Source organism: Nonomuraea sp. NPDC049480, from assembly GCF_044465905.1.
Taxonomy (GTDB): Bacteria; Actinomycetota; Actinomycetes; order Streptosporangiales; family Streptosporangiaceae; genus Nonomuraea.
In genome coordinates this window covers 1-10,482 of record NZ_JBITMD010000065.1, presented here as the reverse complement: position 1 = coordinate 10,482, position 10,482 = coordinate 1, and the positions used below count along the sequence as shown (strand labels likewise).

The 10,482-nt window shown below is 66.3% G+C and carries 11 protein-coding genes; 7 read left to right on the top strand and 4 right to left on the bottom strand.

All coding sequences use genetic code 11. From position 1 onward, the window contains the following. Window positions 1-149: 149 nt before the first annotated feature. Entirely contained in the window at window positions 150-830 is a 681-nt protein-coding gene (locus ACIBX3_RS60945) for a hypothetical protein (RefSeq protein WP_397129982.1), read from the bottom strand. A 572-nt stretch (window positions 831-1,402) separates the two neighbouring features. Between ACIBX3_RS60945 and ACIBX3_RS60940 the strand changes: the two genes are divergently transcribed. The 5 genes from ACIBX3_RS60940 to ACIBX3_RS60920 all read left to right on the top strand — a co-directional run bounded on the left by ACIBX3_RS60940 (window position 1,403) and on the right by ACIBX3_RS60920 (window position 6,445). Beyond that, window positions 1,403-2,425 carry a ThiF family adenylyltransferase gene (locus ACIBX3_RS60940; protein WP_397129981.1) on the top strand — a complete coding sequence of 341 codons (1,023 nt, stop codon included), beginning with the start codon at window positions 1,403-1,405 and terminating at the stop codon, window positions 2,423-2,425. Further along, on the top strand, window positions 2,422-3,684 hold the full coding sequence (locus ACIBX3_RS60935; protein ID WP_397129980.1) for a hypothetical protein: 1,263 nt from the start codon (window positions 2,422-2,424) through the stop codon (window positions 3,682-3,684). The genes ACIBX3_RS60940 and ACIBX3_RS60935 overlap by 4 nt, the downstream gene beginning before the upstream one ends. Window positions 3,685-3,942: 258 nt before the next feature. Then, on the top strand, window positions 3,943-4,509 hold the full coding sequence (locus tag ACIBX3_RS60930; protein WP_397129979.1) for an RNA polymerase sigma factor: 567 nt from the start codon (window positions 3,943-3,945) through the stop codon (window positions 4,507-4,509). Next, complete coding sequence (locus ACIBX3_RS60925; protein ID WP_397129978.1) at window positions 4,502-5,539, top strand: CU044_5270 family protein; 1,038 nt, start codon at window positions 4,502-4,504, stop codon at window positions 5,537-5,539. The genes ACIBX3_RS60930 and ACIBX3_RS60925 overlap by 8 nt, the downstream gene beginning before the upstream one ends. A gap of 72 nt (window positions 5,540-5,611) precedes the next feature. Then, window positions 5,612-6,445: a hypothetical protein gene (locus ACIBX3_RS60920; RefSeq protein ID WP_397129977.1), complete on the top strand. Its 834-nt coding sequence runs from the start codon at window positions 5,612-5,614 to the stop codon at window positions 6,443-6,445. A 180-nt stretch (window positions 6,446-6,625) separates the two neighbouring features. On the opposite strand, the gene ACIBX3_RS60915 is transcribed toward ACIBX3_RS60920, so the two are convergent. Then, window positions 6,626-7,021, bottom strand: a complete 396-nt coding sequence (locus ACIBX3_RS60915) for a RidA family protein (protein ID WP_397129983.1) — start codon at window positions 7,019-7,021, stop codon at window positions 6,626-6,628. Window positions 7,022-7,155: 134 nt separating this feature from the next. Between ACIBX3_RS60915 and ACIBX3_RS60910 the strand changes: the two genes are divergently transcribed. Together ACIBX3_RS60910 and ACIBX3_RS60905 are read left to right on the top strand one after the other, a co-directional pair. After that, the gene (locus ACIBX3_RS60910) at window positions 7,156-8,130 is read left to right on the top strand and encodes a helix-turn-helix transcriptional regulator (RefSeq protein ID WP_397129976.1); all 975 of its coding nucleotides are present in this window, start codon (window positions 7,156-7,158) and stop codon (window positions 8,128-8,130) included. A 412-nt stretch (window positions 8,131-8,542) separates the two neighbouring features. Then, window positions 8,543-8,830, top strand: a complete 288-nt coding sequence (locus tag ACIBX3_RS60905; RefSeq protein ID WP_397129975.1) for a hypothetical protein — start codon at window positions 8,543-8,545, stop codon at window positions 8,828-8,830. Window positions 8,831-9,392: 562 nt separating this feature from the next. On the opposite strand, the gene ACIBX3_RS60900 is transcribed toward ACIBX3_RS60905, so the two are convergent. Next, window positions 9,393-9,527, bottom strand: coding sequence for a hypothetical protein (locus ACIBX3_RS60900; RefSeq protein ID WP_397129974.1), 135 nt, complete (start codon window positions 9,525-9,527; stop codon window positions 9,393-9,395). A 117-nt stretch (window positions 9,528-9,644) separates the two neighbouring features. Next, window positions 9,645-10,340, bottom strand: coding sequence for a class I SAM-dependent methyltransferase (locus tag ACIBX3_RS60895; RefSeq protein WP_397129973.1), 696 nt, complete (start codon window positions 10,338-10,340; stop codon window positions 9,645-9,647). Between the last annotated feature and the right edge of the window lie 142 nt (window positions 10,341-10,482).

Sequence of the window (10,482 nt, the reverse complement as noted above, 5' to 3'; positions counted from 1 at the left end):
TGAACGCCTTCGCCATCACCTTCGAAGGCCGCCTGACCCCGGCCACCCGATAGACCCAGTCAAGATTGAGATACACCGATCACTGGACAGACCCCGAAGAGCCGGCCGTCCAGTTCGGGCTCGCGGAGCCTTGGCTCGGAACCAGGGACTCAGTCCGGGACGGCCGAGTCGCGGAAGAGGAAGTAGTTCGAGTGGTCCGTGTGCAGGTAGTGGTGGAACCGCGTGGCCTTCGCCTGGGCTGTCTTGTCGGCGGTGACGACCGTGAGGAGGACGTACCTCTTGGTCGCGCCCGATCGGATCTTGCCGTAGACGTACTTGCCGAGGATCTTGTCTCGGCGCCACTTCACGGCCCGGGAGGAGTTCGCCAGGTGCTTGGCCGTGGCCTTGGCGGCCTTCACGGTGGGGAAGGACATGATGACCTGGACCGCCGTGAGATGCCCTCTGTAGGCCGAGTAGGCCAGCTGGACGGCGTGCTCGCACTTGTTCTTGGCCAGCACACCCTGCCTGTCGACCGGGGCACAGGAGTCGTACGTCCAGCCACCTACCCTCTCGGCCTTGAACGTGACGCTGTCCAGGCGGAAGTTCCAGTCGCCGAACTCGTCGTCGTCGATTGGTGAGCCCGGGCGTTCGTTCTCGCTGGGGCTCGGCTGGGCGGGCTCGGGTGTGGGATCCGTGGTCGGCAGGGCCACGGCGGTGTCCGGATCGGGGGCGTTGAGGTGTTTGTACAAGCTGAACGTGAGGCCGCCCGGCAGCAGCACCGCCAGGATCGTGACCAGGGTGGTGACCACACCGGGGTAGTCCCGCGGGTCGGGCTGCCGAGGGTGTCCCATGCATTAATTGTGCTGTAGTTCATCAGCTTCTGCCTCATCCGCCCCAAGAGCGATGCGTGGTAGCGGATCTCCCGGTTCGAGCTCAGGATGGCCTCGAGAACCGCCATCGATCGGCAGAGGTTGCGAAGCACCGCAACGTCGGGCAACAGCCGGGCCACGTCGTGAGCGGTCTGCACCCCATCCAATGACAACCCGATCCGGCCGACATCGGATCGGATGACAGTACGCGTTCGAGGGGTGTCAAATGTGATCTTACGGATGGATTGGTACGCATGTATGATCACCGATCAACGGTCTCGATCCTTTGGGAGGCAGTATGGAGAAGCCGGATCAGGTAACCGACGACAAGAAGGCCACCAAGAAGATCAAGCTTGAGATCAAGCGGCTCGAGAAGGTCGAGACCACTGGGCTGCGTGAGGGTGGCTGATCTCTGACGGATCAGCCGGCCGGTCAGGGCAAACCTGACCGGCCTCCTATGTCTTGTGACCCGGAAGGTTCTCGTGCGCGTCCCCCGCATCAAGCGCGTTCACCAGCCCATGGCTCTGCCTGGCGATCGCATCATGATCGGCCTTATGCAGCAGGGCATATCCTCCGAGATCCAGGATGACGAGGACGGCTCGATAGCACGGTTGATCGTCCTCATGGATGGCACCCGTACGGTCGACGAGGTCTGCGCAGCCTTCGCCGAAACGCATCCTGCTGTCGATGAGCAGGATGTACGTGAGGTCATCTCCGGGCTGATCGACAACGGGTTCGTCGAAGAGGCCGGCGCGCCAGTGCCGGCCAATCTCACCGAACGCGAGGCCAAGCGCTACGAGCCGGCCAGGAACTACTTCGCATGGATCGACCCGGTTCCGCGCAGCTCGCCGTACGAGATCCAGTCCAAGATCAAGGATGCCACGGTCTGCCTGCTCGGCATCGGCGGGACGGGCTCGGCGGTGGCGGCGGGACTCGTCTCCAGCGGAATCGGGGCCCTCCACCTGGCCGACTTCGACACCATCGAGGAAGCCAACCTCACGCGCCAGCTCCTCTACACCGAGGCGGACATCGGCCGTCCCAAGATCGACACCGCCGTCGCGCGCCTACGCCAGATGAACAGCCTGGTCAAAATCAGCGGGGGCACCGTCAAGGCCGGCGGATCCGACGACATCGCCCGGCTGATGGAGCAGTGCGACGTGTTCATCCTGTGCGCGGACGAACCTCACCCGGACATCATGTTCTGGACCAATGACGCGGCGCTGCGCACAGGTACACCGTGGTTCGTCAGCTTCTACACCGGCCCGATGGCCGTCGTCGGATCCCTGATCCCGCACCAGACCGGGTGCTGGATGTGCTTGCGGCGCCAAGAGGACCAACGCGAGTTCAAGGCCCACGGCCGCTCGCTCACCGAGGAACGGCCCAACGCCGTGATCGCGGCCAGCGCCAACATCAGCGGGCACCTGTGCGCCCTCGAGGTGATGTACCACCTCGGCGGCCTGCCCGTACAGGCCCGCGGCCGCGTCTTCCACTGGAACTACGGCATGTGGGACCACTCCTACTACATCGACATCCCGCACTACGACGACTGCCCGGCGTGTGGAGCCGAACCGTCGTGACCGCCGTGCCGATCACCGCCGAGAGCCGTATCGGCTTCCACAGGCTGATCGCCCGCTCGGACGACGACGACCCGGAGGTCGTGGTGGTAGGCAGAGCGGAGATCGGAGAGTTCATCGAGCTGCCCGCCGTGTACGGCGAGGCCATCCGGCTCCTGCGCGAGAGGCTCCCGGTCAGCGCCGTGGAGCAGCGACTGGCCGCCGAGCAGGACGTGGAGATTGACGTCGCCGAGCTCGTGGAGGCACTTACGGAGCTGGGCTTCGTCGACTCGGTGGATGAGCACCGGCTGCCCGATCCCGGCGCGGACGCCCCGCGCAGCCACTTCGGGCGGGTGACCGACCGGCACGTAAGTTGGATCTTCAGTCGGCTGATGAAGCTCGGATGGCTGCTGGTCGTGGGGGCGGCGCTGGTCACGCTGGTGGTCAGGCCCGATCTGCTGCCGCACTACGAGGACTTCTTCTGGAGCGAGTACGTCGGGCTCACGGTGCTGGTCAACACCGTGATGGTGTCGCTGACACTCAGCGCGCACGAGATGATGCATCTGATGGCAGCCCGGTCGCTCGGCGTGCCGGGGCGCATCGGCTTCGGCACCCGGCTTCACAATCTCGTCGTGCAGACCGACGTCACCGCGGTGTGGGGCGTGCCCAGACGGTCCCGGTACCGTGTCTACCTTGCGGGGATGGCATGGGACCTCTTCCTCATGGCGTCGCTGACGCTGTTGGTTGCCCACGTGGCTCTGCCGTCACTGACGAAGGCCCTGTTCCAGGCACTGGTCGTGGCAGTGCTCATGACCATCCCCTTCCAGCTCCAGGTTTACATGCGCACGGACCTGTACTACGTCCTTCGCGACCTGCTGCGTACCCGCAACCTCTTCGACGACGGACTCGCCTTCGCCCGCTATCTACGTGCGAGAACCGTCGCGTACCTGCGCCGCCGCCCTTGCCCGATCGAGGATCCGACCGGCGAGCTGGCACCTCACGAACGGCGGGCTACCCGTGTCTACTCCGTCGTCCTGGTCGTCGGCGCGGCGGTCTCGCTCACCTCATTCGCGGTGTTCGCCGCCCCAATCGCGATCGTCGCGCTGTTCCGCGCGATCGGCGCCATCGTCGACGGTTTCAACGGCGGCTCGGTGTTGCCGGCGCTGGACTCCGGGCTGCTGATCCTCATCGAGGGTGCCATCCAGGCGCTCTTCGTGGTGACCTTTGTCCGGAGCCATCGGCACTGGTTCAGGTGGCGCCGCTCAGCCGCTCAAGGGTCGTGAGCATGAGGTGTTCGAGGTGGACGCGGGTGAGCCGGCCGGGGGATGTCCGGCACGTGCGGCGCCCTTGGTACAAGTTCCGGGACGACGCGCACCAGTGAGCCTTTCCGCCCTCGGGCGGCCTGGGCGACACGGTGGTTTTGAAGGACGGCGATGCGAAACATCGGCCCCGGCGTGAACTCTTCGGCGGAGCAGCGGTAAGTACAGGCGAATCTGCCCGCTTGCCGCAGCTAGGCACCGCGCGAAGGAGCTGACCAGTCCATGGCCGAACCGGCGACAGCCGAGGCCGCCGACATCGACCTGATCCGTCGATCGTTGCGGGAGCCGGAGGCGTTCGCCACGGTGTTCGACCGGCACGCGCCCGCCCTGCACCGCTACGCGGCCCGCAGGCTCGGTCACGACTCGGCCGAGGACGTGGTGTCCGAGACGTTTCTGGCGGCGTTCGAACACCGGCACCGCTACCAGCCCGGCCAGGCCGACGTCCGGCCCTGGTTGTACGGCATCGCCTCGAACGTGATCGGCAAACGGCGGCGGCGGGAGGTGGCCCGTTACCGCGCGTACGTGCGCGGCGGCGTGGACCCGGCGGAGATCACCGGCGGGCCGGTGGAGGACGGAGTGGGCACGCTCGCGGTCAACAGGCCGCTGGTGGCGGCGCTGGCCGGCTTACGCACCGGGGACCGGGACGCGCTGCTGCTGGTGGCGTGGGCGGAGCTGACGTACGAGGAGGTGGCCGAGGCGCTGAACGTCCCGGTCGGAACCGTGCGATCCCGGCTCAACCGGGCGCGCAAGAAGGTCCGCCAGGCACTGGAAGGAGCAGACCATGGATGAGATGAAGGAGCTCGGCCGGGTGTGGGCCGAGGTTCCCGAGGCGAGCGAGCGCGACCTGGCGGGCTCCCGTGCCGCCCTGGTGTCCCGGTTCGACCGTCCGCGCCGCAGGTGGCATATCGCGCTGCCGGTCCGGCGCGTCGCCCTGGTCGGCGCGACGGCGGTGACGCTCACCGCCGGCATCCTCATCACCGAGGTCGGGCTGGGCGGCTCCGGCCCGCACACCCCCGCGTACCTGCTCGCCGCGCCTCCGGCCGACGCCAAGGCGCTGCTCGACCTGGCTGCGCAGGCCGCCGCCGACCAGCCTGACACGGTGCCGGCCCGCGGCCAGTACGTCCACACCAAGAGACTGGCCCAGCGCAGCCTGCACACCAAGGACAAGTCGGGCAGGCCGCAGCACACCAAGGTCATGGTCAACGAGGAGCGCTGGGAGGCCGCCGACGTGGGCAAGCCCTGGCTGAGCCGCGAGCAGGGCCTGTCAGCCGCGGGACCGGCGCCCCGGAAGTTCTGGGACCACGGCCTCGAGGACATCGTGTACGAGCCGGCAACCTGCCCCGGCCAGCCGGCCTACGCCCGGTTGAGCGCCTGGCCGACGGACCCCGCTCAGGTGCGCGCGAAGATAGTGGCCGACACAGGCGAGGAGCCGCTGCGCATCTGGTCCTCCCTCAAGGGCCTGGTCGCCGAGTCCGTGGTACGTCCCAGCCTGGGCGCCGCGCTGTACCAGGTGGCCGCCGGGCTGGACGGCATCGTGCTCATCCGCGATGCCGTGGACGTCGCCGGCCGCCCCGGCCTGGCCGTCGCCATGGACGAGGGCAACGGCACCCGGTCCGAGCTGATCTTCGATCGGCAGACCTACCGCTACCTGGGCGAGCGCACGGTCAACCTCAGAGACCAGAGAGTCAAGGTGCCCAGCGGCCCCGAGTTCACCACCCCGAAGGGCGCGACGACCGGCACCGCCGTGCTCGCCGTCGATCTCGTCCCCGGGCTGCCCCAGGTGTCGCCGAAGGCGTCCCGCATGAAGATCCCCTGCTGAGACCTTTCCCCATCCGGCCTTTCCGGCCGGACGTTCTGTTTCGCATGCCCACATGAATGAAGGAGCATCGCCATGTTCATCGCAGTGAAGGCCGTCGCGGCCGTCCTCATCGCCGGCGTCATGTCGCCAGGGACGGAGGCCGTCTACGAGAAGAAGGCCGCCATCGAGGAGACGCGGGTGGCCTGCATGAAGGAGAGCGGCTTCACCTACCTGGCCGAGCCGGTCATCAAGCGCACGTGGCATCCCGGGGAGCGCGAGCGGCTGGCGGGCGACTACGAGGCGCTGCGCACGTACCGGGCCAAATACGGGTTCGGCGTCTGGTCGAAGGCCGTTTATCCGCGCGACCCGGTGGTCAACCCCGACTCGGGAGAGAACCCGAACAACGAGAACATGATGGCGATGTCGGCGGACGAGCTGAAGAAGTGGCGCGCCGCCGACGACGCCTGCTTCTCCAAGGCCGTCAAGCAGCACCTGGGCATGACCGTCACCTCGTACTGGGACGACTATGTCGGCAAGCTCGATGCGGCGCTGGACAGGTCCGTGGCCGCGCTCGACAAGGATGCGCAGCTCGCGCAGCTCGGCGAGCGGTTCGCCAAATGCCTGGGCGTCAGCCAGACCAAGCCCTCGGTCCTGGCCGAACTCGGTCATTCTCAGTTCACGAAGCAGCGCACGGAGGTCGCCAAGAAACAGCACAAGGGTCCGCTGCCGAAGGCGCCCAAGGGCCGCACCCTGATCATGTGGTCGACGATGAAGCCGGCGGAGGCCAAGCCGTACCTGGACAAGGAGATCAAGGCGGCCCTGAAGGACCTGGAGTGCGGCAAGTCCTTCTACGCCGCTTACTCGCCCAAGGCGTGGGCGGCCAAGGAGCGGGTGTATCAGGAGTTCGCCGTGGACTACGCGCTCTGATCCGGGCGTCCTGCCAGTGGACATGGTGGAGCGGGGGCGTTGCCCTGCCGCAGTCGTTGCAGGAAGAACTCGCCGCCGAAACCACAGACGCCGATTGTCGCCATCCTGAGCACCGGAAATCACCCACCTGCCTACTACTCGTGCCGCCTCCGGCAGCCTGCCGGAGGCGGCAAGGTCGCATCACGCGACGGCGGTCCCCTCAAGCTCGACCATCAGATCCGGGATCGCCAGCCGTGTCACCCCGAGCATCGTGGTGGACGGTGCCACCCCGGCGGCGCCCAACCGCGACGCCAGCACGCCGTAGTGCTCGAAGAGCCGATCGACGTCGGTGGTGTAGACGTTGAGCCGGACGAGGTTCGCGAGGGACATGCCGGCCTCGCCGAGCACGGCCTCCAGGTTGTCGAGGCTCAGCGCCAACTGCGCCGCCATGTCATCGGCATGCTGGGGCTTGCCGTCGCCGCTCATCGCGGTCTGCCCGGCGCAGTACAGGGTCCGGGTGTGCCCGGAGACGAGCTCACCCTGGTTGTACCCCATCTCCACCGACCACGCCCACGGATTGACCGCCGTTCGCTCCATTGCCACATCAGCTCCATTCGATTCGTCGACATTACGTACGTCCATCGGCTCGGTAGCCGCCATCTCGGTCGTCGTTGAGGAGCCTCCCAACAAATCACGACATCCTGTGTCGTGTATTTCGGTAAAATTCCCGTATGCGCGCCGACCGGTTGGTCTCGCTGGTGCTGCTGCTGCGACAGCACGGTCGGATGTCCGCGGCCGCGCTGGCCCGCGAGCTGGAGGTATCCACCCGCACCGTGCTTCGCGACGTCGAGGCGCTGTCCGCAGCCGGCGTCCCGGTCTACGCCGAACGCGGCCGGCACGGCGGTTTCGCGTTGTTGCCCGGTTTCCGGACCGAACTCACCGGACTGAACCCCGACGAGGCCCTTGCCCTGCTGGTCGCCGGATCGCGGCGCGGCGCGCAGGCATTCGGCCTCGGCTCGGCGCTTGCTTCGGCGATGCTCAAGGTGGTTGACGCGTTACCCGAAAGCTATCGGGACACCGCGGCCGGCGCGGCCGAGCGATTGCTCATCGACCCGGAGACCGACCTCCTCTCGCGTCGGCTGGTCGATGAGGAGGTGCCTGACGCCATAGCGGCAGAGGTCCTGCGCGCGGTGTTCGCCGGACACAAACTGCAGATCCACTACGCGGCTGTGGACCAGACCCCGAAGTGGCGCACGGTGGACCCGATCGGCCTGGTCACCGTACGCGACCGGGGCTACTTGCTGGCCACGAGGTCTGGCGCGGACCGCACCTACCGGCTGTCCCGGGTCTTGGCCGCCAAGGAACTCGCCGAACCCGCACAGCGACCAGACCGGGTCGATCTGGACCGGGCCTGGCAGGAACGCAGCACGCAGTTTCGGGCCGGCGGCGACCAAGTCACCGTGCTGGTACGGGTGGACCCGGCGCGGCGGGAGGACCTGGTGGGCACCGCGCTGGCCGTCCGGGCCGAAGAAGCCGACTCAGACGGCTGGCTGCGGCTGGAGGTGACCTTCCAAGATCCGAGACACGCCGAATGGGCGCTGTGGCAGCTCACCACGAACGCGGAAGCCCTGGCCCCGCAGTGGTTGCGCGACTCGCTGCGCAACCGCGCCGCCGCGATCGCCACCCGCTACGGAGTGTCATCCTGAGAGTTGCCGCCTTCTGCGGGCCGCCGCCGACGCGTCGCGACGTGCCACCCACGTTGCACCTCATGGCACAACGCCGGAGACTCCAGATGTGAGCACTCTTGAGCCTGACCGCTCCCATGAGATCTCTCAACGCGACCTCCGCAACCGGTCAGCGGAGATCATGGATGGCCTGGAACGTGGGGAGCGGTACGCCGTCACCCACAACGGCCATCACATCGGGGACCTGGTCCCTCTTCGACGCCGACGCCGGGCCGTTTCGCGCGCCGAATTCGCCGCCGTGTCCCGTGGCATGCCCCGACTGGACGACCGTAAATATCGCGAAGACATGGACCGTTATGTCAACGACGATCTATACGACTCTTACGATCGCGCATACGGCAGGCGCGAGTCCGCGTAGGAGGAGGGATGACCCATGCCCAAGGGTGTCGACACCAACATTCTCATCCTCCGCGCCGGCATCGATCCCAACGAGCTCCCCGACGAGATGATGATCAGCGCCATCACCACCGCGGAACTCTCGGCCGGCGTCCTGGCGGCGACAAGTGCGCAAGAACTCGCACAGCGAATGAAGATTCTGCAGACCGCCGAAGCTGAATTCAACCGCTCCCCTTCGACGACACCGCAGCTCCCGAATACGGCCAATTGTGGACGGCCGTCATCGCCTCGGGCCGTAAACCACGCCCGCGAACAGCCGACCTGATGATCGCCTGTGTGGCGACGTAAACCAGCTACCCCTCTACACCTGCAATCCCAAGGACTTCAAGGAGCTTGACCACCTGGTTACAGTGGTTCCGGTCACCCGCCCTCAGTAAATGAGGCAAAGAGACATCGGGGCGGACGCCGGGCCCGCCCCGGTGAAACCAACGCCGTCCGTTTGGCTACGGCATGACAGCGTGGCAGCACGATCCCATGGTATTAATTGGACCAAGTGTAACCGTTGGTGGCAGCCTGGCCTCCGCCAGGCGATCCGACCTCCGCCTGTGCCGGGCTCGCAAGGGCGATACCGGCAGCAATAATCGCCGCACTGATGAGAATTTTCCTTGCCCTGATCTTCGAACCCACGGGTCACCTCCGAATGCGAAACGCCAGGCGATCCTGGTCTCGCCAAGGCTTGACGGAAGCGATCGTACATAGATGATCGGGTCCGTACAAGCGCTCCAATTTTTGGACATGCCTCATTGTGCGGGTCGCTGTGGGCAATGCTTCGTATTAAGCGGTTGAGTGACTGTCTGGACGTGGGGAGAGTGGCCCCGCCGGAGGCTCTATTTGCGGCGGCCCAGCATTGTCATGGCAAGCCAGATGATGCTGGGTAGGAGAATCAGCAGCACCACGAGGCCAGCCCCAAGAGCGAGCTCAGTATCGCCCCAGAGCCGGTTTGCGGGCTCATCATTGTCCACGCTGTGAGGCTATCCGCTTACAGTGTCGGCCGAACTGCCCTGCCCGAGGCCCGAGCATGGCGCGCGGGGAACGGCCCAAAACGGTGAGGAGGAAGACATGGATTTCCCAACCTGGTATCAAGGACGTTTTAGCTTCACCGCGAGGAAGGATGGCGCTTGGTGGAGCTTGTTGTAGGCGGCTTCGTCGATCTCCCGGAGGCCGGCCGTGGGGCGCGGTTCGATCAGCTGCTCCAGCACGAACCCTGCGGCCAATAGCTCGCCCAGGAAGGTCTCCAACGGCAGGCGCTGGTAGTGGATCGACAGCTCGCTGTCCCCGAGAGGCAGGTCTCTCCAGTCGTGGCTGAAGTACGAGCCTCCGAAGTGGCGCCAGTCGGCTGTGGGGTGGGTGGTCGATATCAGGAGCCATCCACCCGGTCGCAGGACGCGGCGCAGTTCGCCCAGCAGTTGCACACGGTTCCTGACGTGCTCGTAAACGAGGGCGCAGACCACCCCGTCGAACGATGCGTCAGCGGCGAAACCGAGCGGCTCTTCCAGATCATGGAGAAGGAGCTCCGCATGGCCGTTCACGCGTGCTCGTGCGTGGCGCAGCAGTGTGGCGCTGCCTTCGAGCCCGACCACCTGGGCACCGCGGGCCGAAAGCTCGGCCGCGTAGTGGCCTGCCCCACAGCCGACATCCAGGATTCTGGCCCCAGAGACATCGCCCGCGAGTTGAAGCATCGCGGGTCTGTCGGTGTAGGCGTTGTAGGGGCTCGTCTCCGCATGTGCGGCGAAGTGATCGCCGAGTGCGTCATGGTAAGCGGTCGCCTTGTGCATCGGGACATCATGGCGTGGCCGCAAGCCCTGATGACGCTCGTTGAAAATGGCTCTGGCGATCTTTGTGTGATGGCGTAACTGATAGTGAGCTTCAGCGAGCGCACAAGATGATCTTTCTCAGTAGGTCGAGCTTGGCTCGGCC